Genomic DNA, 22,809 nt, shown 5'->3' with positions numbered 1-22,809 from the left:
CTCCTTGCTGTTGAACATGCTTTGTGTTCAGGTGCAGGAATATGTTTTCCTGCTGTTGGAAAACATAATACGGAATCCGAATTCCGATTTCAAGTTAATTCGATAAATATCTCAAGTCAGATAATTTAAAGCAACACGCACGAGTTCATCTTCGAGTGCCGCGCCCGACAAAAAGGACAGCGAACCCGTCAAGGTATGCTGGTTCAGGATGCCCAGCAGCACGGGCGGCACCACCATCATCGCCTGCGTGGGGTTGGGGTGACGGATGCTGGCCGACTTGCTGGCCAGCACGGCGACCGTGCGCTGCGAGATCAGATGATTGATCTGATGCACCCTGTCGCGAAATTGCGCATCCTGCGACGCGCGCGTGATCAAGGCGCGCAACACGCCGCGCCGGCCCGTGTTGACAGCAACAAACATGGCCACCATGGCGCGGATGAACTCTTCCAGGCTGCGCGTTTCCCACTGGCGCAGCTCCGTCAGGGTCTCGACCTTTTCCACCATGTCGGAAAAAAAACGCTGCAGCAGCAAGCGGCTCAGGGTGTCCTTGTCGCCCAATAAACGGTAAAACGTGCCCACCGAGGTTTCCGCCAGCCTGGCCAGGTCGGCCACGCCAATTTCATCGAAACGGTTTTCCGCCAGCAACTGCTCGCCTACCAGCAGCAGGCGCTCGAATGCTTGTTTGCTGCGCGCCTGGGTGGGCTCGGGTGGAACGATCATCTGCGGGAAGGGCATCGGAAAGGAAGGCATGCGGCGTCGGCGTCTCTCGATAGTGGAACCGTGGTTCCGTTATTGGGTGCGCGTATTGTAACGCGTGAGACGGCCGATGGGGAGCGCCGCGTGGCGCCCCGGCGTGTGCTACCGGCCCTGCCACTCCATGTAGACGTCGGCGCGCTGGTAATGCGCGTCGCCGGCGGGCCGCGCCACGTGCTGAAAGCCGCTGCTTTCATACAGGCGGATGGCGGGCGCCAGCTTGCTGTTCGACTCCAGGAACAGCAGTTGCGCGCCGCTGGTTTCGAAAGCATCGAAGGCCCGCTCGATCAGGCGGCGCGCGATGCCCAGGCCCTGGCATGCTGGCGTGACAGCCATCTTCGACAGCTCGATGCTGGCATCGCCAGCGCGGATCAGGGCGCAGGTGCCGACGATTTTTCCATCGAGGCGCGCGAGGAAGATCTGCCCGCCATCGTCAAGTATCGAGCGCTGCGGATCGGACAGCACTTTGTCGTCGAGCGCCTCGACATAGAAATAGCGTTCCAGCCATTCGATATTCAGGCGCTTGAAGTCCGCCGCGTAGGGCGCGGCGTAATCGATGATTTCCACGGCGGCCCGCTCGCGCTGGCGCCGGCAAGCGGCGATGGTTTCGCCAAAGCCTTGCGACTGCAAGCGCGCCTCCGCCCGGTCCAGGCTGGCCATCAGATGCGGCGTGCCTTGCTCGAATACCACATCGACGGCGGCGCGCACATCGTCCCACAGGGGTGCCATATTGCGCAGCAAGGCTTGCCCGGCATCGGACAGCGCCAGCAGGCGGCGCCGCTCATCCTTGGCGTCCGGCATTTCCGTCACCACACCGGCATCGAGCAGCTTGCGCCCCAGTTGCACCACCACCGGGTGCGTCTGGCCGATTTGCGCGGCCAGGGCCGTGATCGCCGTGGGGCCGTTGTCGCGGAGCAGCAATAACAAGGGGAAACAGCGCGAGCTCAGCTCGACGCCGGCCGCCAGATAGCTGGTATCGACGCCCGCATACAGTTGATCGGAAAGACGGCGCAGTCGGCTGCCCAGCATCAGGGAGCCGTAGGTTTGCAGGTTGGAAGACATGTTTGACAGGATATATGTAAGTAGTTACGTATACCCTAACGTAAACAAACTTTCAGTGTCAAGCGTCAGCGCTTGTTGATCGCTTATTCATCATCATCGTCATCGGCCAGCGCCAATTGCAGCCTGGCCCGGAACACCGCCCCCGCCATCTCGCCCAAGCCCGGCCACACCTGCGTCAGCCAGCGCCTGCCTTCCTCGCTCGGTTCCACATACGGCGCGCTGCGCGTAGCGCAGTCCAGGCCGATTGCGATGACTTGCCCCGCATCTTCCAGGCCGCCCGCGATCATGGCATCGATGGGCAAGGCGATCAGCTCGGCGGTCAGATGTGGACGCAACAGGCAGGCGGGCGCGATGATGGCGAACGACGCTTCTGCATAACTCCAGCAATTGGTGGGCCAGTGGGCGTTTTTCACATTTTCCAGGAAGACAGCATCACTGAGCGTTTCCGGATGGGCTTGCGCCTGCGCATAGAAAGCGGCAAGGGCGACGAGTTGTGGCGGGGAAGTCCAGGTGGGCATCGGTCAACAATCCAGGCAAGGCCGCGCCGGGGTGGCGGCAACGGTGGACTCTAGCATGTTCAATCGTCGCGCTGAAACACCAATGAGCCGGGCATAATCACGTCCGCCGCCACTCTCGCCAGCCACAGCCATGCCAACCGCCTTTGAACTCTGGAAAGCCGAACTTTTAATTGTGGGCAACATCGTCCAGGATGACGACAGCACCACGCCGCCCGATGAAGCCCAGCGGCGCTTCCAGCGCTACTGCGCCATGCTCGATGCGCTGACGGGCACGGAAGGCGCGCAATACGCGCTGGCCATTGTTCAGTCCGTGCAAGCCGAGCACGATTACGGCGCCTACCAGACGGCCAACCGCGCCGCCTGGCGCTTCGGTGAAACGGCGTATTGCACGACCCTGCTGCAGGAACTGCCGCGTTTGATCGCTACCCTGCCCGACTGGGCCGGTGACTTTCTCGTCGGCATCGCCAACGGCGAGGGCACGCCCCACGCCTCGGCCATCACCTGCTTCAACACCCTGCTGGCCGCCGCGCCGACTGCGCATCGGGCGCTGATCGCGGCGTTTATTGCACAGGAAGAAGACGACGGCTGGCTCGATCATTGCCCCGGCGTGCTGGGCGCCATCGCCGGCGAGCGCTACGCGGGCATCATGCCTGGCCACAATGGCGCGCCCAGTTACCAGCTGTTCCTGCTACCCGGCGAAGCCGACGCCCTGCCTTGGCAGGCAGCTCTAGCCTGGGCAACGGCGCGGGGCGCCTGCCTGCCGACGCGCAGCGAACTGGCCCTGCTGCACGCCAACCTGGGCCACGCCTTCCCGGATGCCTGGTACTGGTCGCCGGAAGAGGACGCCATCCTGCCCCGCATGGCCTGGAACCACGATTTCGACAGCGGCACCCAGTACAACTTTCGCAAAACCTACTCGGGCCGTGCCTGCGCCGTGCGCCGGGTCGCGCTGCCGCCATCGGCCGCCGCGCCCGTTCCCCTGCAACAGGGCGAACGCTATGCCGGCCTGATTCTCGGCAGGGATGGCGCGCCCGATTACCACCTGGTGCTGCAGCCGGACAAGTGCGAGCTGGAGAGCCATACCTGGCAAGCCGCATCAGACTGGGCCGCCAGCCTGGGCCACAGCTTGCCGGATCGGCGCGAGCAGACCTTGCTGTATGCGACATTGAAAGAAGAGTTCCGGCCCAACTGGCACTGGTCGTGCGAACCGGGCGACATCGAGGACGAAGCCTGGTGCAAGGATTTTGACACGGGCGTCAGCTATCAGACCGCGCGCGAGTTTGACGGCTACGCGCGCTGCGTGCGCCGAGTGCTTGTATAGTGCGCGTTTGCTCGCGCGAGCTGCCCCATCAAGGAAACCCATGCTGTTATCACTCGACGATCCCATCTGGCCCACCCTGGAAGGCGGCTACCGCACGCCCTACGACGTGGCAGAGGCGCTCAAGGCCATGCAGGCAGGCAAAGACGTCTGGCATGAACTGTGGGAAGAACTGCACCACCAGGGCGACGTGGGCGTGGCTTCATATGCGGCCGTGCCCCAGCTCGTCCACCTGCTGGGCGACGCTGACGCGCGAGAGGAAGATTTTTATGCGCTCATCGCCCTGATCGAGCTGGAGCGCCACCGCAAGCACAATCCGCCGCTGCCGGCGTGGCTGGCCGGCAGCTACCAGGCAGCCTGGGCGCAACTGCCCGCCATCGCCGCGCGCGACCTGCAGAGCCAGTTCGATCCCGTCATGCTGGAATCCGTGTTTGCCGTGCTGGCCCTGGCCAAGGGCAACTTGCGCCTTGGCGCCCTGCTGCTGCAGATGGACTCCTCCGAAGCGGATGAGTGGCTGGAAGAGCGTCTCGGCTGGTCCGAAGTCTATGGCGCAGACGCCTAAGGCCTAGAAACGCTCGTCGCGCAGCGCCGGCAGCACCAGTTCGCGCACGAACGAGGCATGCGATAGGCTCAGCAGCATGCGCACGACGGCGACGACGTCATGCACGGGGATCAGCTCGCCCTCGCCCCGCGCCGCCGCATCCGCCAGCGGCACCGACAAGTCGTCGTAGGTATTCAGATAGCCCAGCTGCAGCGCCGTCACGGCCAGCCCCTGCGCGCGGAAACCTTCACGCAAGGCATCGGCGATGCCGTTCAGGGCAAATTTCGAGGCGCTGAACGTCACTTCCGGGCGGCCGCTCTGGCGCAGGCCGGAAGTGGAGCCCGTGAGTATCAGCTGCGGCTTGCTGCTGGCCAGCAAGCGGGGCACCAAGCGCTTGAGCAGCAAAATGGTCGCCGTGATGTTGGTATTGACCATGTCGACGATGGCGTCGTCTGCATCACCGAGGAAAGCGTAGTCATCGCTGAACGCCTTTTCTTCCCATACGCCCAGGTTGTAGATCACCGCGTCCAGCGCGGCCGGCGCATCACGCGCGATGCGTTCGACAGCCTCGGCAGGTGCGGCCAGGTCCGCCGCAATCCATTGCAGCTGTGTGCCCTGGCCGGCAGGCAAGTCGGCGGGTTGCTGGCGCGATACGCCGATGACGGCATGCCCGTCAGCGAGCAAACCGTCCACCAGCGCGCGTCCCAGGCCCCGGCTGGCGCCCACGATCATGATGTGCATACTGTGTCCTTTCCAATGAAGTCAACGCTGATGATAGCGGCGTTGTATTAAGCACAGCTGAGACGACTGCCCATCCCCACGCGTTTACTCGCACGGCGGAAATGCGTATGCTAGGTCTGGCAATCTCCGATAACACACAAGAACGAGACACATGCCTACTTCCAACACCGCCGCAATCAACGCCGCAAGCCGTCCCCTCACCAAACAAGACTATAAGACCCTGTCGCTTGCCGCCTTGGGCGGCGCGCTGGAATTCTACGATTTCATCATCTTCGTCTTCTTTGCCAACGCCATCGGCCAGCTGTTCTTCCCGCCGGAAATGCCGGAATGGCTGCGTTTGCTGCAAACCTTCGGCATCTTCGCCGCCGGCTACGTGGTGCGTCCTTTGGGCGGCATCGTCATGGCCCACTTCGGCGACTTGCTGGGCCGCAAGCGCATGTTCACCCTCTCCATCCTGATGATGGCCGTGCCGACCCTGCTGATCGGCCTGCTGCCCACCTATGCCACCATCGGCCTGGCCGCCCCGCTGCTCTTGCTCTTGATGCGCGTCTTCCAGGGCGCGGCCGTGGGTGGCGAAGTGCCGGGTGCCTGGGTGTTTGTCTCCGAACACGTGCCCAGCCGTTTCACGGGCTTTGCCTGCGGCGTGCTGACGGCCGGCCTGACGGTGGGCATCCTGCTCGGTTCGCTCGTGGCGACGGGTTTGAATACCGTCTACACACCGCAAGAAATCACCGAAGGCGCCTGGCGCTATCCGTTCTTGCTGGGCGGCATCTTCGGCTTTGGCGCCATGTATTTGCGCCGCTGGCTGCATGAAACCCCCGTCTTTGCGGAAATGCAGCAGCGCAAGGCACTGTCCACGGAAATGCCGCTGAAATCCGTGCTGCGCAGCCACCGCGGCGCCGTCGCCGTGTCGATGCTGCTGACCTGGATGCTGTCGGCCGGCATCGTCGTCGTCATTTTGATGACGCCGGCCCTGCTGCAAAAGATCCACCACATCGCCCCGCGCACCACCCTGGTGGCCAATACCGTGGCGACCCTGTGCCTGGCCTTCGGCTGCATCATCGCCGGCATGCTGGCCGACCGCCTGGGCGGCAAGCGCGTGATCTTCGTCGGCTCCGTGCTGCTGGCCATTTCCACGTATATCTTCTATACCACCGTCGGCAGCCGCCCCGACCTGCTGCTGCCCCTGTACGCGATGACGGGCCTGTTCGTCGGCGTCGTCGGCGCCGTGCCCTATGTGCTGGTGCAAGCGTTCCCGGCCCAGGTGCGCTTCTCGGGACTGTCGTTTTCCTACAACTTGTCGTACGCGATATTCGGCGGCCTGACGCCCGTGGTCGTGACCCTGATGCTGAAAAACAACGTGCTGGGCCCCGCTTACTACGTGATCGGCGTGTGCGTGGTCGGCATGCTGACGGCGCTGTTCATCAAGGATCAGCGGCAGACTGTGGGACGCTAGATACACGCAGCGCACGGGCTTGCCTCGTGCGCTGCGGCAACTGCCCCGGTAAGCTATCTAGAAAATAGCAACAGGAAGTCTTCAAAGGAGTTTGCAATCTTTCGCCAGTAGTCATCGTCCCACAAGATGACAGAGGGCGCGCTGTGGGCACCCCTGTAATCGAAACAGAATGGACTCCCGTCACCGGCCATGCCGAAACAAATGATTTCTGTAAAATCAATAATGTCCGGCATGGCTCCCGGCTCAGCACTGACACTTCCAGGCTCCCCATAGCAGCCATCACCTACGAAACACACGCCAAGCTTCGCTGTCTGGGCACCCAATTCGACGACATCCATATAGATGTGAGCCAATTCCGTCTGCAAGACGTTACCGAAAGAATCGAGCTCTTCCTTCAGTCTCAAATTACAGAATCCTTCCGCGTCCCGATACCTTGCTGCAAAAGCAACATACTCGACGGGCAAATCCATACCGTTCATCTGCATTGCTGACTTTACCTTTCACAATCGGAACATGATATTAAAACAAAATTGCTTCTGCGCCACCTTCGGGTGGTTTTTTTTGCCCCGATTTGTCGCGCTGCACCAAATTCTGAAAAGACGTTTCACATCGCGAAATTTCAAACAGCAGGCTCAGCCATTAATGCTCTCACTTTTTGAAAATTCGTTTCACATCCTGAAAAATTATAATTAAGCCTTTGAAAAACAAGGATTAAATTTAAGTTATATGTCTTATATAAGACTTGAACATCGGCGCGAATCGGCCTACTATTTAGTCATGCAGTTTGCTTCGACAAGACGTTGTGGCGCACTCGGCGATTTTCTCAAACATAGCTTTTCTTTTTAGGAGATTCACATGTCCCAATATCAAGACGACATCAAAGCTGTTGCTGGTTTGAAAGAGCAACAAGGCAGTGCCTGGAACGCCATCAATCCCGAGTCCGCCGCCCGCATGCGCGCCCAGAACAAGTTCAAGACCGGCCTGGACATTGCCCGCTACACGGCCAAGATCATGCGCAACGACATGGCTGCCTACGATGCGGATCCATCCAAGTACACCCAGTCGCTCGGTTGCTGGCATGGTTTCATCGGTCAACAGAAGATGATCTCGATCAAGAAGCACTTCAACAGCACCGACCGCCGCTACCTCTACCTGTCCGGCTGGATGGTCGCCGCACTGCGCTCAGAGTTCGGCCCGCTGCCAGACCAGTCTATGCATGAAAAAACCGCCGTCACCAGCTTGATCCGTGAGCTGTACACCTTCCTGCGCCAAGCCGATGCCCGCGAACTGGGCGGCCTGTTCCGCCAGCTGGACGCGGCCCAAGGTGCTGAGAAGCAAGCGATCCAGGTCAAGATCGACGGCCACGTGACCCACGTCGTGCCCATCATCGCCGACATCGACGCCGGTTTCGGCAATGCCGAAGCGACCTATTTGCTGGCAAAACAGTTCATCGAAGCGGGCGCCTGCTGCATCCAGATCGAAAACCAGGTGTCCGACGAGAAACAATGCGGCCACCAGGACGGTAAAGTCACGGTGCCACATGAAGACTTCCTGGCCAAGATCCGCGCCATCCGCTACGCTTTCCTGGAACTGGGCGTGGACGACGGCATCATCGTCGCCCGCACCGATTCGCTGGGCGCCGGCCTGACCAAGCAGATCGCCGTCACCAATGAACCAGGCGACCTGGGTGACCAATACAACGCCTTCCTCGACTGCGAAGAAGTGTCGGCCGATGCGCTGGGCAACGGCGACGTCATCATCAAGCGCGAAGGCAAGCTGCTGCGTCCAAAACGCCTGCCGAGCAACCTGTTCCAGTTCCGCGCCGGTTCCGGCGAAGAGCGTTGCGTGCTCGACTGCATCACCTCGCTGCAAAACGGCGCCGACCTGCTGTGGATCGAAACGGAAAAACCGCATATCGCGCAAATCGGCGGCATGGTCAGCGAAATCCGCAAGGTCATCCCGAACGCCAAGCTGGTGTACAACAACAGCCCATCGTTCAACTGGACCCTGAACTTCCGCCAGCAGGTGTATGACATCATGAAGGCCGATGGCAAGGACGTGTCCGCCTACGAACGCGCCCAGCTGATGAGCGTGGAATACGACCAGACGGAATTGGCGATCACGGCCGACGAGAAAATCCGCACCTTCCAGGCCGACTCGGCCCGCGAAGCCGGCATCTTCCATCACCTGATCACCCTGCCGACCTACCACACGGCCGCCTTGTCGACCGACAACCTGGCCAAGGAATACTTCGGCGACCAGGGCATGCTGGGCTACGTGGCCGGCGTACAGCGCAAGGAAATCCGCCAGGGCATCGCCTGCGTGAAACATCAAAACATGTCCGGCTCGGACATCGGCGACGATCACAAGGATTACTTCAGCGGCGAAGCGGCGTTGAAGGCGGCTGGTAAAGACAACACCATGAACCAGTTCTGAGATTTTAGTTTGGCTGTAGAGTGAAAAAAAACCCGCTTCGGCGGGTTTTTTTGCGTCTGCGCTGCGGGCAGGCGGCAATTTCGTAGGTCGGCTTAGCGGAACGCGTAAGCCGACATGCACAGCCGCAGGCGCGGCTTGGCAGGGTTGCTTATTGAGTGCGAAAAGCGCTTCCGCTATCTTTATTGCATTTGAACTCTGGCAGCGCAGCGACTATGCTGAAATGCACGCTCAGCTCAATCACAGGGAGCGACCATGCATATCCCCGTTGTCATTTTCAAAGATGCAGCCAGCGTGTACGGTGTGAACGTCCCCGACATCCAAGGCGTCCACTCGTGGGGCGACAGCGTGGAAGACGCGCTCAACAACGTCCGGGCAGGCATCACCAGTCACATCGAGACATTGCTGGAACTGGGCGAGCCCGTGGATATCACGCAAAGCAAGATCGAAGCCCTGCAGGCTAATCCTGAACATGCGGGCGGCATCTGGGCATTGGTGCACCTCGACCTTGAAAAGCTCGATAGCAAGCCCGAACGCATCAACATCAGCCTGCCACGCTTTGTGCTGAGCAAGATCGACCGCTATGCGGCGGCGCGACACGAAACGCGCAGCGGCTTGCTGTCGCGTGCGGCGCTCAGCTTGATCGAGGCCGAAGCCAAGGGCGGTGGTGCGCGGTGATACCAAAATGCCTTAACGGCAATCGATATCGATCTCGTTCTGCCCAGCCTTGCTGCCTTTCCTGTAGGTAAATTCGCAAACGCTGACACTGTCGTCCATCCTCCTCGACAGTGTGACTTCACCATGCACGCCGTAACTGCATTGCTGCCACTTGCCATCTGGATAGGGGCCCTCCAGACGGTAGCTGAGCGTCGTTTGCCCTTTCTTCTTGCGCTCCCCGCTGGGCACCAACTGCCCCCTGCGCTCCGGTGCGCCATCGATCGGCGCTGCGGCGCTCAGGTAGAGCGGGCTGCCAATATACGATGTCCAGCCAGCCGGTACGGCATCCAGTTTGATAGAGGTCGCAGGCACGCTCGTCGGGCAAGCGAGCGATGTGGCCACGGCGGCGTGCGCGAGCGCCGGGAAAAGCCAGCAGGCGGCGCCGGTCAACAAACGTCTAGGTTGCATGGATACTCCGCTATTCGATGACGAAAAAAGCATCGGCATTGTTGCTGGGATCGATATGCAAGCCATTCTTGTACTGGCCTTTGGATCGCAAGGTGCGGGAAGTCACGACGCCCGGGCGCTTGCCCGACCACTGATCCATGACAATGATACCGTCCAGCGTCTGTCCCATATACAGGGCCGCGTGATTGCCTTACTCTGTGGCGTGATGCCTTGCCGCTCCAACTGAAGCTGCTGCACCCAGCGGCGCAGCACTGATTCGCCGATGCCGACCGACCGGCTTGCCTCTGTATGGCTATATCCTTGATCCAGTACCAGGCATGCCGCCTGCCGTTCGAACTCAGGGGAAAACGTACGTCTTTGCTTGCTCATCAAACACCTCTCCATGGCGAGCACTCTCGCCTAAATCAGTGTCCGGGTACATTAAACCACTACAGGTGGCAATTTCGTAGGTCGGCTTAGCGGAACGCGTTAGCCGACATGCATAGCCACAGGCACGAATTGATGGGGTTGCTTATTGAGTGCAAAAGAACCGCTTCCGCGATCTTTATTGCATTTGAAACATTGTATCGCAGCGACTAGGCTGAAATACACGCTCAGCTCAATCGCAGGGAGCGGCCATACATATCCCCGTTGTCATTTTCAAAGATGCAGCCAGCGTATTCGGTGTGAACGTCCCCGACATCAAAGGCGTCCAGGAGTATTGCTTGGTTGATTGTCTTGGTAGTTCACTGGATTTCGCAGTATGGCGTGCCGGGATCAGGTTTACCGACTGGACAGGGACTGATGCATAGGCTCCGTAGGAGCCTACTAGGTTCTTGTCGGCATGGGTTCATAGCCTATCGGAGGGAAATCGAAGGGTCGGACCTACCGGCCCGGCCTTCTTCGAATCGACCAACTGCTGCCCGCTGCACGAGCAGGTTCCGCGCCGAGGACACGCGTTCGTGGTTCTAATCAAGCTCTCGACTGAGCTAGCTTCTACCGTGCCTATAAAGCCTCAGCCCGTGTACGAATGGGAGACCTGCCCCATGGATGTGTACCATGAGTGGCGCGAATGGTGGACGATACCCCATGGGTGGGCTAAAAGTCAGACCTGAGCGTAAGAATACGAATTCTTAATATTAGTTGCATGATAGCTGCCAACCGATGCCGCGTACCTGAGTTCATTAAAGACGCTCTCAGGGACATTGAAGTAGTCGTATGTCTTATTCGACTTAAACTCGATGCGCAAAGTACTCGCGTTTGAGTCATAGCCAATACGCTCGATGTTCGATGAGTCAACGTAATGCATTTCCATAGTATCTCCTGTTTGGTTGGCCCTACTTGGGCGCGGCGCTCGGATCTTGATTACGCCACGCAGACACCAGTCCTGAATAATCCTCCTTGCCAAAAGCCTTCGACCAGCTTGCGGCGACCACCGGGTCTTTGCTATCCGGGAAATGCCCTTCTCGCGGCAACTTAAACCGACAGCGCATCGGCAACCGGGCAGCCTCACCAGCGATAATGGCCTCCCCCGTTCGAAGCACTGGCAAGCTGTCCACGATCCCGGAAATACCCTCCGACATTGCCGATTTCACGCGACTTCGATCTGTAGCGTTATTGATTCTTAGAGCGAACAACGTTCCGCACTGAGACAAGATCGTTTCATCTATTTCGGAGGGGCGTTGACTGACAAGCATGGCGCCGACGCCAAACTTGCGCCCCTCCTTCGCAATCTTCTGCACCATGCCTTTGGCCAAGCCAACTGCCCCCGCCGACAAGTAGCGATGCGCCTCTTCCAGTACTAGTAGAACAGGTCTATTTTTCATGCCCTCTTTGTAGTTCCGCCCCCATAACGCCGACTCGAAAATAATGTCTAGAACGGACCCTAACAGCAAATCCAGGCGCGCAGAAGGCATGCCCGAAAGGTCTAGAATGGTGATCGGCTTATCATGACCAAGCCAACATTGAATCAACTCCGGTAGATCCTTTTTCACTTTCAAACCGGCGTCGGGCTGCCAATCGCCGGGACTCATGAAAAATGAAAATTGATTGTCCAACAGACGTGACCGCATCAAATCGAGCTGCCTTTTCATCGAGCCGCCGCTGCCCTTAAATGGAGACTTCCCTCCTGCCGCAGGGGGATTAAATTTCGGCGGAACCAAAGTCTCCGCATTCCCTTTATCGGCAACAGAGGGCGTAGTTTGTTCCTTGTCCTCCCAATTCACGTTGTCATGCCACATCAGGTCATGCCAGATCTGTTTAAGGTTAAACGGAATCGGAGTGTCTGCCGAAATCCGCTCCAGATCAAAATCTTGGACGTTATTGTTCTTTATGAACGCAATTTTTTGCTCCACGATGCGATCAAAAATCAAGCTCTTATTGCCCTCCGAAATCGGGCCGCAAAGAAAATCGATCAGGTTTTCGGATGAAACGCACCAGTAGGGAATATGAAGCTTGGTTTCACCGCCCTTGGGGATGACCGAGAAAACGGAGGCGATATCGCCCAGCGCCGCCGAATACTCGCCGTGGATGTCGATCAACACGATTCGCGCGGCAGGATAGCTGGTCGCGCCATGCTCATCCGTCACAATGGATCTGAGCAGACTAGACACGCTAGTGGACTTGCCTGAGCCCGTCGAGCCCAGCACCGCAGAGTGCCGGGTTACGAGCTTATCTAAGTCAATGCTGACCTTGATACTGTCCGAGCTCGAAAGCGTGCCTACGACTATTTGGCCGGAAGCCGCACCGCCATAGATTTTTCTGAGATCGCTCTCGACAACCAAGTGCGCCTCGTCGTTGATACTGGGGTATTGGCTGATGCCCCGCTCAAACTCGTCGCCAATCGTTTCGCCCACCAATTCGATCTTGATCCAGCGCCGATCCATCTCGTGCGCGTTGCCGACCTGGTCCACGCTGGAGGATTCGCTTGTTTCGGCGATTAGCCCATACAGGTTGTTATACCCTTGGGGAATCCTGACGAAACTGCCCACTTGGCCTACGCGATGGGTTTTTCCACCAATGATCAGCAAACCAGAATTCACCTGCGGCGCCAACTCAACCGTCAAGGACGAGCCCGCGACGGCGCTGACGCTACCCAAGTAAGTCGGCTCCTTATTCATCGGTGGCAACCTCAAGCGCTGGCTCTATCGCTTTGGACTTTCCACCGCCTGACATGGCGAGGAATCGAGCCAACAGCTTGAAATCCCCTAATAAGAACGTGCCTTCCTTCCAGTATTCCGCGCGGATCGCTTCCCAATTTTTGCTGGGCGGATCTCCCAATTTCCAAGGGGCCTTGATGCCGTTAATGATCGCGCCGTCCCGGCAGTAGACGCTCATGTTCGGGCAGCGGGAGGCCAGTTCCGCTGCGTATACCTCGTTGTCAAGATTTTGATACTGCAACGCGATCAACGCGGAGGAGGGATTTGCGGACATGCACTCGCTCAGCTTGGCGGAGATATGCGCGTCGGCGAACGAGAAGCCCGAGCAGATGAGCAAAGTGTCCGGCTCTAGCAAAAAATTCTTCAAACGCTCAAACAACGATGAGAACGGCGCAGACTGCGTTTGGTCATACTTTATATGGGATGGATACACCATCGTCGAGCCTGCATCCGTGTTACTGCGGACGATCTCACCGCTAGCGCTCTTTGACCAGCCAATGGAGCCGTGCAGTTTCCAGAGGCGCACCCAACGCTTTGGCAAGTCGTTATTTGAAATGCTGGACGGATCGAAGAATGGAACTTTTGAACCGGAGAAACCGTCAAAATAGGGCGTCTTGACACGCTCCATCGCCTCCTCAAAAAGCAAATCGTAGTTTGTGGTAAAAATTTCCACCGGGTGATTTCGATTGATGCCGTTGATCCAAGAAATCGTATCGGAAAATGGGTTTTCTCCCGCTGGTAAAGGCTTGCTCACGATCTCATAAATCAACGAACATATTTTCTGCGACAGAGATTGGAAGCCCGTCGCGTCGAGGCCACAGACCTTGGATTCGCCGATCACCTCTGCCAGCGCCCGAATGCGAGAGAGAGCCAGCTCGATGTTCGAGTTGTGGATTTGCTTTTCGATCCCTTCAAAAGCTTCCTTAAATTCATCCTTAAGACCCGCCCGGATCAAGTCTGTTAAGCCAGCCACATTGGGGATCAACGGCACATAGGCACCTGCCTTACCGATGTTCACGCTGACGGGCGCGCCTGCGCCGATCAGTATTCCTATCTTTTTTCGCCCATGGGAAATGATATGTTTGAAGTCAAACATATATTGATCGGGATTGTGAACGGTGTTCGACACGGTAGCCCTTTGGGAAGTGAGATAAAAATAAGGCCTGGAAATGTCGCGCAACCTTATGATGTACGACGATGGTTTAAAATTATAATATTGATAATTTGAAATTTATGCAAGAAAAGTTTGTTTACTTGGACATTTCAAGTCCCTGGCAGGCTAAATGGTAAGCGTTGGATGACACAATAGCTTCCAATCTGCTATCGAGGAGCGTCAACTTGCGGCGAGGCGGGGTCAGCGAGGCGGGGTCAGGTCCGCCATTTGGACACGGATTGATGCTTTGGGTACCGTAGAAACCTTTAGGTCTTCGTCGGCATAAGTTCATAGCCTATCGGGGGATTCGAGGGGTGGACCTACCGACCCTCTTCGAATCGAGCAATTGCTGCCCGCTACGCAGGCTCGGGCAGCTTCGCGCGCTGAGGGTGTACGTTCTTGGTTCTGACTGAGCCGGCTTCCGCAGTGCTCAATGCATCAACCCGTGTCCAAATGGCGGACCTGACCCCGGCCTTCCTACTACTTGCACACGCAGACAGCAAAATTACGGAGCCAGTATACCGTCGAAGGCCAAAATTGGTAAAACCTTTGCGATAAATGTAATATTCAAAAAAATCTGCGATTTTCTTGCAGCCAATTGAATTAGTATAATTCTACAAAGATACAAAGGCGATATGAACACAATTCCAAACCGCACTACGAAAACTGGACGAAACGAACCTTGCCCTTGCGGGTCAGGAAATAAATTTAAAAAATGCCATGGTGGAGGTACACCTCCAAAATTAACGCCGGGGCGCTTGGATGCGCAGAAACTGAAAACATTGCCCCATAAAAAATGCATGGTTCCCCAATCCATGGCTAATGAATGCAAGCGAGGTACAATTGCTGCCCATACCGTTTCACGATCTGGAAGTTTAGGCGCGATCGAACGCGATGGCTGCGTTTACTCATACAAAGTAAGCCAGCAATCATTGACAAAAACTGGCGGAAAACTCTTACCACAACTCGTCGGTTGGAAGGTGGCGTCAACTTTCCCAGGGTTCTGCGGGCACCATGACAAACAATTATTTGCACCGTTGGAAGACGCAGCATTCACAGGTTCGCGAGAGCAATGTTTCTTACTAGCCTATCGTGCAATTGTCTGGGAGTTATATGCTAAATCAGCATCAAAAAATCAAAACTCCCTTCGCCACGCATTAGCGTACAAAGACGCGGGACTTAGAGAATTCATTGATTTATTCAACAGCGGTGTAGAACTCGGATTGCGTGATGCAACCGGTAATAAGACCATATACGATGCAATATTGGAAAGCAAGGATTGGAGTAAAGTCCGAGGCGTCTTGTTCGAATTTGACAATATTTTTCCTATTCAGTGTACAGGAGCATTTTTTCCTCATGCTGACGTCGATGGAATTCTTGTACAAGAAGTTGACGAAAAAACAAAAAGACCAGATGCAATATGTGTCATGTCATTTGCCGCTAATATGCGAAGCTACTTCTTGTTGTGTTGGGTTGAACAAGATCAGGCAGCCTGCGAAGCATTTGCCAACGCATTACGTGCTAAGCCAGCTACTCACGTCGCTCCGATCTTAGGATCAATGCTTCTACAAAGCATCGAAAATTGTCATTTTTCTCCAAGCTGGTATGAAGGACTGTCCGAACAAGGTAAAAATTGGTGCAATTCACAAATGGCAAATCTGGGCCATTTGGGCGGACAAGGGGGAACTCCTGCATCTTTTGCGAACCGCGACTATTTCGCGGGTATCAATGTGACGTTGGTTCGCGACATTTAGCAAACGGTCATTGAGTTTGGACTGTCACTATGGCGTTACCAAGCACTAGGGACTAGCGCGTGCCGGGGTCAGGTCCGCCATTCGGACACAAACTGATGCGCTGGGCGCCGTAGAAGCCAGCTCAGTCGAAACCTAATTAGAACCACGAACGGGGCGCCAGGGTCAGGTCCGCCATTCGTACACGGACTGATGCAATGGACGCCGTAGAAGCCGACTCAGCCGAAACCCTGATTAGCACCACGAACGCGCGCCTACGGCGCGCGGAGCTGCCGCGCAGCGGCAGCAGCCAGTAGATTCGGAGAGGGCCGGGCCGGTAGGCCCGACCCTTCGAATCCCCCGCGCACGCCCCGCAGGGGGCGTGCTTCTCTCCGCCAAAGACGAAAAAAAAGCTACCCGAGGGTAGCTTTTTCTTTTTCGTCTGTGGCGGAGAGGGGGATTCGAATCCTAGTTGGCAATGCTTATGGACGGTTAATTTTAACGGGTTGTAAATTGAGGATTACCCTCAATTATGCCCTTACTGATAAGTTGCTTAATTGCACTGTGTAGTGGTCAACCCATCCCGGAGACTACGTTAAGTTTTTCTTCGGCGATGGCCGGTGCCAATCCGTGATTAAACTGATTCGCCGATGCCGACCGACCGGCTTGCCTCCGTATGGCTATATCCTTGATCCAGTACCAGGCATGCCGCCTGCTGTTTGAACTCAGGGGAAAACGTACGTCTTTGCCGCACGCGATCTTGGCATCTTCCTTGCGCCGCAAGTCGTCGGTGAACAGGCTGCTCTTGGTCTCCACGACGAAGTACAAACGCTGCGTGCCGTCTTCGTCGAACAGGATAGCCCAGTCTGGGTTATAAGGCCCCAGTGGCGTGGGCACCTTGAACCAGCTAGGCAACTTCGCATACAGCACCACGCCGTGGTTCTTCTCCAAGGCATCAGCGAAGTCGCGCTCTGTGTTCGAGTCGTAGATGACGTGCTCGTAGATTGACCGCTTGGTATCCAGTAACATATTGCGCAGGTAGCCTCCTGTTCCAGTCGCAGGCATTCGCGCAGGGCCGCTCTGCGCGCATCGGCGTGCGCCGGATCATCCATAACCTTATAAGTGCCTGTATGACGTGACACTTGCAACGCCGTCAGACAGTCCAGCCAGCCTTGGTATAGGGCCATCAGCGTGGTTTGGGGTTGGCGCGTCAAGGCAACGCTTTGCATGAATGGATGCGCTGGAGTTAGATCAACGGCGACTTCGACGATGGTCACCTCGCCATCCAGCACAATTTTTGCGGCCTCATTCTGTGCCCAACGTTTGTGGGCAGCAGACAGAAACAGTCCCTGCGGTGTCGTCAGCAGTAGCAGTACGGGGTAGGGCACTGCCCGGTGTACCAGCTCGGCCAGCCGTGCTGTGTTGACCATTTTAGTGGCGGGCATGCGGGCTGGGGCTGCCGCCTCGTCGTCTGCGGAAATGGAATTCGCGCCGCGCGTCGTGATGCTCAGCACCGCCACTTCCAGGTATTCGCGTTGCCCGTCCCGATAGTTGGGAATGCCCACCGTGTTGGGCTTGAGCGCGGCGATCCATTGGATTTCCTCGATGGTGTCGGTCAGAAGCCGTTTATCGGCAGCGGTGGGGGCGCCGTTCTCGATCAGCATCCTCTTCGGGACACGCTGGTCCACACGGCAACTGGCTGGCAACGCCAGCGCCGCAATTACCTCGAACGCCATCACGCGCCGTTCCCTGGCAATACCACCAAGAAAGCGGCCACCTCGAAGTCATTGCTGCCGGCGAACTCACCCTTCATGGCATGGGTGCCGCCCGGCGAAAACAGGCTGGCCACGGCACGTTCTTCGTTCTTGCCCACCACCGACGCCACTGCGGCGGCAAGCAGTTTCTGGGCGTGGCGCATGTCCTCGCCCTGGCGCGTGTCCTTATCGAACTTGGCGCAGGCGCCATCATCGGGCAGCTCGCGCCCGAGGGCCAGGCGCTTGAGTCGATCCAGAATACGCTTGGCCTGGGGGAACGGCAACAGCACGGCACCATCATCGCCAACATGGGCCAAGTAGATCGGCGCGAGTGGATAGTCGGATTGCTGGCCCTTGGCCGCGACGGCGCCTTCGGCACGTAGGCAGAAGATGACGCCGGGAGCGATATCAGCGTCAATGCTGGTCGTGACTGCATAGGTGCCTACCCGCGCCCGTGAAGCCATCGCCCACACTGGTGGGGGAATCGGCTAAGCAGGCGCTCATGCCGCGCCCCTCGTCACCGGTGGATGTTCCGTGCTCTTGCTGCGGTGAAAATGAGCGCTGCTTCCGCTGCGATGGCAAAGGCTACTATGAAGTGAGCGAGGAAAAAGCAGCTCGTATGGGCAAGCTCGCAACCAGTTCCCCAACGCCGGTACGCCATGGCCCAGTTAGCTTCGCATCAGATACGCGTGGAGCCGCTTATGGATTGCGAGAGCAGGGGCGCTTCGCCAGCGCGCCCCTCCATGACGATTTCGGCGACGATTCGTCCAGCTGATCATGCGATGTTGTATAGCACTACTGGCCGACAACTCCGCGCCGATCAGGTATGCAACTGGGGCCGATGCGGCCCGCTGGGGCGACCGAAGCACCGTGCACCTCTTATTAACTCCCACTCAAGCGATTCCACGCCTAGCGTCAATACAGCGCTGCTGCCATAGAGCGATTGCCACCATGCAGCAACGCGCCGTGCTGGAAGCGGCCAAGGCACTGGCAGGAAAAGGCAGCTTGATTCCGGCGCAGTTGCGGTATCGGGACCAGTTGAACCGCTTTCGTGCGCAGTGCGACAAGGTTGGCATTCATGGTGTGCATGGGCTGCGCCATGAGTACGCGCAGCGGCGCTATGCCGAGCTGACTGGCCGACCTAGTCCAGCCTGTGGCGGCCCGACGTCCAGACAGCTGGATGCTTCACAAAAACTCGCAGATCACGCTACGCGGATGAAGATTTCGGTTGAGATGGGGCATGGGCGTGAGCAGGTCACTTCCATTTACCTGGGGAGATGACCGCCCACTTGCATCAGGGCCGTAGCGAATGGAACAGAAGAGTTGCAAAGGAGTGCAGCCTTGGCGCTGCCGGAATGATCGCGGAGATGCCATATTCGCCGTTGCTGCGCGCGATGATGTTCTCCTTGCCGATCTTCTCGGCCCACCAGCGCAAAGCGCTCATGCGATTCTTGATCGTTCCGGTACTGACGCCATCCTGCTTCCACTTGTCGAGCAGCGCCGCCACGTGCTTTGGTTTCAGACTGTCCACGCTCATATGCTGGAAGCCCCGTTCCGCCAGGTCGTTGGCGCACAAGTTTAATAGGCGCTCGCGGTCGGCCTGCGTCGCAAAGCTGCCATCCCGGTTGCGGTGACACAGTTGCTTGAGCTGGTAGTTCAGGTCGCGCATGGCAAAGTCATCCTTTCGATCTTTGGTTTTCACATCGATGCCGCGTGGTGTAATCCTGTCTGGTAAGTGTTTCTGGCCACCCTCACTGCCTCGGCAGAAAAGGTTGAATCAAGGGCCTCGGGACACCACTCCCGTATATGCGGTTGCTGTTACTGCCTGCCCGCGCCGCATACGCGTGTGGCACCGCTGCGCGCTCCCGGAGGAAGCTGCCGCAGCGGGGACCAATCACCCAGGGTCCATGGAGTGCACATCGTGCACGGATCAACTTCTATTAATCAGCCCGTAGCGGGCAAAGGACATCGCAGGGCTTGCCTGCGATGCGGGGCGCCTGGCCCCATCACTGAACAACATCACGCGGTGGAATTCCGCTTGCCGCCTGGGCCTATGCCGTCGGCGGCGCGTCGTCACTGGCAGCACGCCGCCAGTAACGACGCGCGCACGTAGCCATGGCATGCGACGGCATACATGCCAGCATCGCACTCGCGGTGACGATACTGGCGGCTCTGAAGCACATGCGCTGGCAGCAGCCGCGATGGCATCGCATCGCGGGCATTTCTGCTAACGGTGCGGCTTGCGGCAAAGCCATGCTGTGCTTCATACGGTGCGCTACCTCGCGGGGCATGCGAACCAATCGGGGCAGGAGTCTTGCTCCTGTTTGAAGAAGCGCCCACCGGGCGCAATCATCCAGGCAATCCGTCTTGCGGACTGTGGGATATGTTAGCGCTGAAGGCAGCGCTTTATCGTGCCGAGATGTGCATGCTTCCGCATGGCCCGGCGATATATCTAGCAGAAACTGCTATGTATCATGGTGGCGGGTAACGACCGCAACGCCTATGCCGCTAAGCATAGGGACATGCTCGAAGCATGCCCTCGTGGGAGCGATTCCCACATAAGAGAGCTTCATTCTATGCCGGTTAACGACGTTTGCAAGCGGTTCGTTTCGTCAAGTGCGCTTTTGGTAGTGCGCAGAATAGGGCCCCGGTCAAAGGCTCCGATAGCTACTGCATGTTGTCGCCCTGGCGACGTACCCGCCTCCTTGACTCCTTCATCGCACTAACCAATTGGTCCATGCTCATACCGTTACGTAAATAACTGGCAGCGAGCGCCGTCGCGACACCCTCCAGCTGACGGGAAACGACCTGCAAACCGTCCTGTTCAATTTGCCGAATGGCTGCTTGCTGGATACTGTGCTGTGCTTCACTGACGGAAATGCGCTCCAATGCAGGAAATAAGGCGGTTTCGAGGTGACGGATAGCGAGCAGGGTTGCCCGCAGAACACTGGTCTGCACATGGCCCCACTCCGGCTCATCGAATATTTCGTCGATTGCAATAGGCTTTGGCAGTGGATGCAATTTTTCTCGATTGAATTCTGTGCTCGGGTCCTGCTTCCGCTCCAGCATCTGATGCGCTGCAAGCCTGTGTTCGCGGGCTTTGGCGATGGAGACTTCGGGATACCGGCCAAAAGTCAGAGCGCTTTCCCCACCGCCTTGCTGGCGATACTTCATGCGCCAGATCTTGCTGCCGCTGGGCTGCACTTCGATGTACAGACCAGCCCCATCGGAAAGTTTATATAATTTGTCCTTCGGAGCAGCCTGCTTGATAAGCGCATCCGTGAGGCGCAATACATACTTAGACATGGTGCCCTCCTGTTCCGCCATCCCGGCTGGATTCTCCGCTGACCAGCGTTAATCTGGGCGTCAGCGGCGGCGCTCCCTTGCCGCTGACGGCATCGATGTAGTCGGCCCAATCCTGCATCATCCGGCGCCGTTCCGCCAGGAACTGCGCCCGGTCATAGGCGCTGGCCACCTTGTCCTTCGGTGCATGTGCCAGTTGCCGGTCCACGACTTCATGCCGGTAGCCCAGGCGCTCCTTGATCGTGCTCATGGCCAGCGCCCGGAAGCCATGGCCGGTCATCTTGCCCTTGTATCCCATGCGCCCAAGCGCCACCAGTATCGTGTTATTGCTGATCGGCTTTTCGTGGTCGCGCTGATTCGGGAACAGGTACTTGCTGCGGCCCGTGATCGCGTGCAGTTCGCGCAGCAGCTCCAGCGCCTGGCGCGACAGGCAGACGTGATGGTTGGTCATATCCGGATTGACGGTCAGCTTGCCACGCTTCATGCGCTGCCATGGAATGATCCACTCGCCGCGCTCCAGGTCAATTTCACACCAGGGCGTCTCGATCAACTCGCTGGTACGCACAAAGCACAGCAGCATCAGACGCAGCGCAATGCGGGTCGGCGCGAACATACGTGCTTCGTTGCGGTCCAGAATGGCCAGGAACAGCGGTAGTTCGTCGGCGTTGATGGCGGCAAAGTGTCCGGCGCGGACAGTCTTCAACACATCCTTCATATCGGTGACCAGATTGCGCTCTGTGAATCCGCACTGAATCGCGTAGCTGAAAATTGACGCACATACCGCTCTCAGGCGATGGGCGACTTCACTCGCGCCACGGTCCTCGATCTTGCGCAGCGCGGCGATCAGATCGCGGTGCTTTATCTCATCGATCGGCATGCGGCCAATGGCTGGAAAGATGTCCGCTTGCAGGCGCTGGATGGTGTTCTTGGCGGTGCGTTCGCTCCACGTGGGCACTTTGTTGCCGTGCCACTCGCGCGCGATTTTTTCGAACGTGTTGGACGCCTTATCCTTTGCCAAGCGTTTGGCGTCGTCGCGATGCTTGGCGGGGTCGATTCCTTGCAGCAGCAGGCGGCGTGTCGCCAGACGCTTTTCACGTGCATCCTGCAAGGTAATTTCCGGGTAAGGGCCGAACGTCAGCGTATTCTCTTTGCCGTTGGCCTGCCGGAACTTGAAACGCCAGATGCGGGAACCAGTTGGCGCGACGACGAGGTACATGCCGTCACCATCGAACATTTTGTATGGCCGCTCGCGTGGCTTGGCGTTGCGGATGAGTAAATCTGTCAGCGGAGCAATGATCTTTGGCATGGCAAACCTCCTGCGCGGCATGCTGTAAAGATCAATATAGTCGTTTTTTTGAATTTTTGGGGCAAGCGGCAATGGCTGAGTGCGAGAAGCCCCCAAACTTGCGCCTACTTGAGGTTGATGTCCTGGGACGCTGTGCAACGTCCAGAAACGAAAAAACCGCTTAGAATCAAGGCTCTAAGCGGTTTTTGAGGGACTTCCTGAGACGTCCTGATCTTACTTAATTACTATCCGTGGCGGAGAGAGGGGGATTCGAACCCCCGATAGAGTATTACCCTATACACGCTTTCCAGGCGTGCGCCTTCAGCCGCTCAGCCATCTCTCCTGAAGGCAATGCGTGCGTCTTGCTTGCTCACATTGTGTACTGCATATCGCTTGTCGCGAAGCCGCAGATTATAGCAAAGATTCTACAGACTGCCAAAGTTATTTACCCAGGGGTAAAAGTTTGGCCAGGCTTGCCGGAAGGATGCGCGCCAGTGGTG

General features: G+C 57.6%; 21 protein-coding genes, 1 tRNA gene and 4 pseudogenes. 7 read left to right on the top strand and 19 right to left on the bottom strand.

Annotated features, from left to right (window positions below; translation table 11 throughout):
- Positions 1 to 111: 111 nt before the first annotated feature.
- The 3 genes from ACQ4WZ_RS19370 to ACQ4WZ_RS19360 form a co-directional block, all read right to left on the bottom strand.
- Positions 112 to 750 (bottom strand): TetR/AcrR family transcriptional regulator, encoded by a 639-nt coding sequence (locus ACQ4WZ_RS19370; RefSeq protein ID WP_208327819.1) that lies wholly within the window; start codon positions 748 to 750, stop codon positions 112 to 114.
- A gap of 108 nt (positions 751 to 858) precedes the next feature.
- Entirely contained in the window at positions 859 to 1,815 is a 957-nt protein-coding gene (locus tag ACQ4WZ_RS19365; protein WP_436574263.1) for a bifunctional helix-turn-helix transcriptional regulator/GNAT family N-acetyltransferase, read from the bottom strand.
- Between the two features lie 83 nt (positions 1,816 to 1,898).
- Positions 1,899 to 2,333 carry a hypothetical protein gene (locus ACQ4WZ_RS19360; protein WP_436574262.1) on the bottom strand — a complete coding sequence of 145 codons (435 nt, stop codon included), beginning with the start codon at positions 2,331 to 2,333 and terminating at the stop codon, positions 1,899 to 1,901.
- A 130-nt stretch (positions 2,334 to 2,463) separates the two neighbouring features.
- On the opposite strand from ACQ4WZ_RS19360, the gene ACQ4WZ_RS19355 reads away from it, so the two are divergent.
- Together ACQ4WZ_RS19355 and ACQ4WZ_RS19350 are read left to right on the top strand one after the other, a co-directional pair.
- Positions 2,464 to 3,654 carry an Lcl C-terminal domain-containing protein gene (locus ACQ4WZ_RS19355; protein ID WP_436574261.1) on the top strand — a complete coding sequence of 397 codons (1,191 nt, stop codon included), beginning with the start codon at positions 2,464 to 2,466 and terminating at the stop codon, positions 3,652 to 3,654.
- 40 nt (positions 3,655 to 3,694) lie between these two features.
- Positions 3,695 to 4,213 (top strand): hypothetical protein, encoded by a 519-nt coding sequence (locus tag ACQ4WZ_RS19350; protein WP_436574260.1) that lies wholly within the window; start codon positions 3,695 to 3,697, stop codon positions 4,211 to 4,213.
- 3 nt (positions 4,214 to 4,216) lie between these two features.
- On the opposite strand, the gene ACQ4WZ_RS19345 is transcribed toward ACQ4WZ_RS19350, so the two are convergent.
- The gene (locus ACQ4WZ_RS19345) at positions 4,217 to 4,933 is read right to left on the bottom strand and encodes an SDR family oxidoreductase (RefSeq protein WP_101484107.1); all 717 of its coding nucleotides are present in this window, start codon (positions 4,931 to 4,933) and stop codon (positions 4,217 to 4,219) included.
- Between the two features lie 151 nt (positions 4,934 to 5,084).
- Between ACQ4WZ_RS19345 and ACQ4WZ_RS19340 the strand changes: the two genes are divergently transcribed.
- On the top strand, positions 5,085 to 6,389 hold the full coding sequence (locus tag ACQ4WZ_RS19340) for an MFS transporter (protein WP_101484106.1): 1,305 nt from the start codon (positions 5,085 to 5,087) through the stop codon (positions 6,387 to 6,389).
- 53 nt (positions 6,390 to 6,442) lie between these two features.
- Here the strand turns inward: ACQ4WZ_RS19340 and ACQ4WZ_RS19335 are convergent, their stop codons facing one another.
- Complete coding sequence (locus ACQ4WZ_RS19335; protein ID WP_436574259.1) at positions 6,443 to 6,868, bottom strand: SMI1/KNR4 family protein; 426 nt, start codon at positions 6,866 to 6,868, stop codon at positions 6,443 to 6,445.
- A gap of 376 nt (positions 6,869 to 7,244) precedes the next feature.
- Between ACQ4WZ_RS19335 and ACQ4WZ_RS19330 the strand changes: the two genes are divergently transcribed.
- Complete coding sequence (locus tag ACQ4WZ_RS19330) at positions 7,245 to 8,825, top strand: isocitrate lyase (RefSeq protein WP_436574258.1); 1,581 nt, start codon at positions 7,245 to 7,247, stop codon at positions 8,823 to 8,825.
- Between the two features lie 252 nt (positions 8,826 to 9,077).
- On the top strand, positions 9,078 to 9,500 hold the full coding sequence (locus ACQ4WZ_RS19325) for a type II toxin-antitoxin system HicB family antitoxin (RefSeq protein WP_436574257.1): 423 nt from the start codon (positions 9,078 to 9,080) through the stop codon (positions 9,498 to 9,500).
- Between the two features lie 12 nt (positions 9,501 to 9,512).
- On the opposite strand, the gene ACQ4WZ_RS19320 is transcribed toward ACQ4WZ_RS19325, so the two are convergent.
- From ACQ4WZ_RS19320 to ACQ4WZ_RS19295, 6 genes and pseudogenes are all read right to left on the bottom strand, one after another.
- Positions 9,513 to 9,947, bottom strand: a complete 435-nt coding sequence (locus tag ACQ4WZ_RS19320) for an STY0301 family protein (RefSeq protein ID WP_436574256.1) — start codon at positions 9,945 to 9,947, stop codon at positions 9,513 to 9,515.
- A 10-nt stretch (positions 9,948 to 9,957) separates the two neighbouring features.
- Positions 9,958 to 10,086 (bottom strand): BPSL0067 family protein, encoded by a 129-nt coding sequence (locus ACQ4WZ_RS19315; protein WP_436574255.1) that lies wholly within the window; start codon positions 10,084 to 10,086, stop codon positions 9,958 to 9,960.
- A 41-nt stretch (positions 10,087 to 10,127) separates the two neighbouring features.
- Positions 10,128 to 10,316: pseudogene (locus ACQ4WZ_RS19310) on the bottom strand (transposase); the annotation flags it as partial.
- 715 nt (positions 10,317 to 11,031) lie between these two features.
- Positions 11,032 to 11,235, bottom strand: a complete 204-nt coding sequence (locus ACQ4WZ_RS19305; protein ID WP_436574464.1) for a KTSC domain-containing protein — start codon at positions 11,233 to 11,235, stop codon at positions 11,032 to 11,034.
- 28 nt (positions 11,236 to 11,263) lie between these two features.
- A complete protein-coding gene (locus tag ACQ4WZ_RS19300; RefSeq protein WP_436574254.1) occupies positions 11,264 to 13,024 on the bottom strand; it encodes an ATP-binding protein in 1,761 nt (586 codons plus the stop codon).
- A 13-nt stretch (positions 13,025 to 13,037) separates the two neighbouring features.
- Positions 13,038 to 14,213 carry an SIR2 family protein gene (locus ACQ4WZ_RS19295; protein ID WP_436574253.1) on the bottom strand — a complete coding sequence of 392 codons (1,176 nt, stop codon included), beginning with the start codon at positions 14,211 to 14,213 and terminating at the stop codon, positions 13,038 to 13,040.
- A 659-nt stretch (positions 14,214 to 14,872) separates the two neighbouring features.
- On the opposite strand from ACQ4WZ_RS19295, the gene ACQ4WZ_RS19290 reads away from it, so the two are divergent.
- Positions 14,873 to 15,991, top strand: coding sequence for a YecA family protein (locus tag ACQ4WZ_RS19290; protein WP_436574252.1), 1,119 nt, complete (start codon positions 14,873 to 14,875; stop codon positions 15,989 to 15,991).
- 613 nt (positions 15,992 to 16,604) lie between these two features.
- On the opposite strand, the pseudogene ACQ4WZ_RS19285 reads toward ACQ4WZ_RS19290, so the two are convergent.
- From ACQ4WZ_RS19285 to ACQ4WZ_RS19270, 4 genes and pseudogenes are all read right to left on the bottom strand, one after another.
- Positions 16,605 to 16,721, bottom strand: a pseudogene (locus tag ACQ4WZ_RS19285) (transposase); the annotation flags it as partial.
- Positions 16,712 to 17,011: pseudogene (locus ACQ4WZ_RS19280) on the bottom strand (restriction endonuclease); the annotation flags it as partial. The pseudogenes ACQ4WZ_RS19285 and ACQ4WZ_RS19280, both read right to left, overlap by 10 nt.
- Positions 17,012 to 17,070: 59 nt before the next feature.
- Positions 17,071 to 17,631 (bottom strand): annotated as a pseudogene (locus ACQ4WZ_RS19275) (DUF4391 domain-containing protein); the annotation flags it as partial.
- Between the two features lie 71 nt (positions 17,632 to 17,702).
- Entirely contained in the window at positions 17,703 to 18,185 is a 483-nt protein-coding gene (locus ACQ4WZ_RS19270) for a hypothetical protein (RefSeq protein WP_436574251.1), read from the bottom strand.
- A 487-nt stretch (positions 18,186 to 18,672) separates the two neighbouring features.
- On the opposite strand from ACQ4WZ_RS19270, the gene ACQ4WZ_RS19265 reads away from it, so the two are divergent.
- Complete coding sequence (locus ACQ4WZ_RS19265) at positions 18,673 to 19,002, top strand: hypothetical protein (protein WP_436574250.1); 330 nt, start codon at positions 18,673 to 18,675, stop codon at positions 19,000 to 19,002.
- A 13-nt stretch (positions 19,003 to 19,015) separates the two neighbouring features.
- Here the strand turns inward: ACQ4WZ_RS19265 and ACQ4WZ_RS19260 are convergent, their stop codons facing one another.
- The 4 genes from ACQ4WZ_RS19260 to ACQ4WZ_RS19245 form a co-directional block, all read right to left on the bottom strand.
- On the bottom strand, positions 19,016 to 19,390 hold the full coding sequence (locus tag ACQ4WZ_RS19260; protein WP_436574249.1) for a phage integrase N-terminal domain-containing protein: 375 nt from the start codon (positions 19,388 to 19,390) through the stop codon (positions 19,016 to 19,018).
- 998 nt (positions 19,391 to 20,388) lie between these two features.
- Positions 20,389 to 21,027 carry a DUF4102 domain-containing protein gene (locus ACQ4WZ_RS19255; RefSeq protein WP_436574248.1) on the bottom strand — a complete coding sequence of 213 codons (639 nt, stop codon included), beginning with the start codon at positions 21,025 to 21,027 and terminating at the stop codon, positions 20,389 to 20,391.
- Positions 21,020 to 22,330, bottom strand: a complete 1,311-nt coding sequence (locus tag ACQ4WZ_RS19250) for a tyrosine-type recombinase/integrase (protein WP_436574247.1) — start codon at positions 22,328 to 22,330, stop codon at positions 21,020 to 21,022. The genes ACQ4WZ_RS19255 and ACQ4WZ_RS19250 overlap by 8 nt, the downstream gene beginning before the upstream one ends.
- 231 nt (positions 22,331 to 22,561) lie before the next feature.
- Positions 22,562 to 22,652, bottom strand: a tRNA-Ser gene (locus ACQ4WZ_RS19245).
- Positions 22,653 to 22,809: the final 157 nt, after the last annotated feature.

Source organism: Janthinobacterium darwini, from assembly GCF_051380905.1.
Taxonomy (GTDB): domain Bacteria; phylum Pseudomonadota; class Gammaproteobacteria; order Burkholderiales; family Burkholderiaceae_D; genus Janthinobacterium.
The sequence above is the reverse complement of the archived record's forward strand: the minus strand, read 5'-3'. Positions and strand labels throughout refer to the sequence as shown.

Coding starts and splice junctions, on each gene's coding strand:
- ACQ4WZ_RS19370 (WP_208327819.1), bottom strand. CDS start 750: ATGCCTTCCTTTCCGATGCCCTTCCCGCAGATGATCGTTCCACCCGAG.
- ACQ4WZ_RS19365 (WP_436574263.1), bottom strand. CDS start 1,815: ATGTCTTCCAACCTGCAAACCTACGGCTCCCTGATGCTGGGCAGCCGA.
- ACQ4WZ_RS19360 (WP_436574262.1), bottom strand. CDS start 2,333: ATGCCCACCTGGACTTCCCCGCCACAACTCGTCGCCCTTGCCGCTTTC.
- ACQ4WZ_RS19355 (WP_436574261.1), top strand. CDS start 2,464: ATGCCAACCGCCTTTGAACTCTGGAAAGCCGAACTTTTAATTGTGGGC.
- ACQ4WZ_RS19350 (WP_436574260.1), top strand. CDS start 3,695: ATGCTGTTATCACTCGACGATCCCATCTGGCCCACCCTGGAAGGCGGC.
- ACQ4WZ_RS19345 (WP_101484107.1), bottom strand. CDS start 4,933: ATGCACATCATGATCGTGGGCGCCAGCCGGGGCCTGGGACGCGCGCTG.
- ACQ4WZ_RS19340 (WP_101484106.1), top strand. CDS start 5,085: ATGCCTACTTCCAACACCGCCGCAATCAACGCCGCAAGCCGTCCCCTC.
- ACQ4WZ_RS19335 (WP_436574259.1), bottom strand. CDS start 6,868: ATGAACGGTATGGATTTGCCCGTCGAGTATGTTGCTTTTGCAGCAAGG.
- ACQ4WZ_RS19330 (WP_436574258.1), top strand. CDS start 7,245: ATGTCCCAATATCAAGACGACATCAAAGCTGTTGCTGGTTTGAAAGAG.
- ACQ4WZ_RS19325 (WP_436574257.1), top strand. CDS start 9,078: ATGCATATCCCCGTTGTCATTTTCAAAGATGCAGCCAGCGTGTACGGT.
- ACQ4WZ_RS19320 (WP_436574256.1), bottom strand. CDS start 9,947: ATGCAACCTAGACGTTTGTTGACCGGCGCCGCCTGCTGGCTTTTCCCG.
- ACQ4WZ_RS19315 (WP_436574255.1), bottom strand. CDS start 10,086: ATGGATCAGTGGTCGGGCAAGCGCCCGGGCGTCGTGACTTCCCGCACC.
- ACQ4WZ_RS19305 (WP_436574464.1), bottom strand. CDS start 11,235: ATGCATTACGTTGACTCATCGAACATCGAGCGTATTGGCTATGACTCA.
- ACQ4WZ_RS19290 (WP_436574252.1), top strand. CDS start 14,873: ATGAACACAATTCCAAACCGCACTACGAAAACTGGACGAAACGAACCT.
- ACQ4WZ_RS19270 (WP_436574251.1), bottom strand. CDS start 18,185: ATGGCTTCACGGGCGCGGGTAGGCACCTATGCAGTCACGACCAGCATT.
- ACQ4WZ_RS19265 (WP_436574250.1), top strand. CDS start 18,673: ATGCAGCAACGCGCCGTGCTGGAAGCGGCCAAGGCACTGGCAGGAAAA.
- ACQ4WZ_RS19260 (WP_436574249.1), bottom strand. CDS start 19,390: ATGCGCGACCTGAACTACCAGCTCAAGCAACTGTGTCACCGCAACCGG.
- ACQ4WZ_RS19255 (WP_436574248.1), bottom strand. CDS start 21,027: ATGTCTAAGTATGTATTGCGCCTCACGGATGCGCTTATCAAGCAGGCT.
- ACQ4WZ_RS19250 (WP_436574247.1), bottom strand. CDS start 22,330: ATGCCAAAGATCATTGCTCCGCTGACAGATTTACTCATCCGCAACGCC.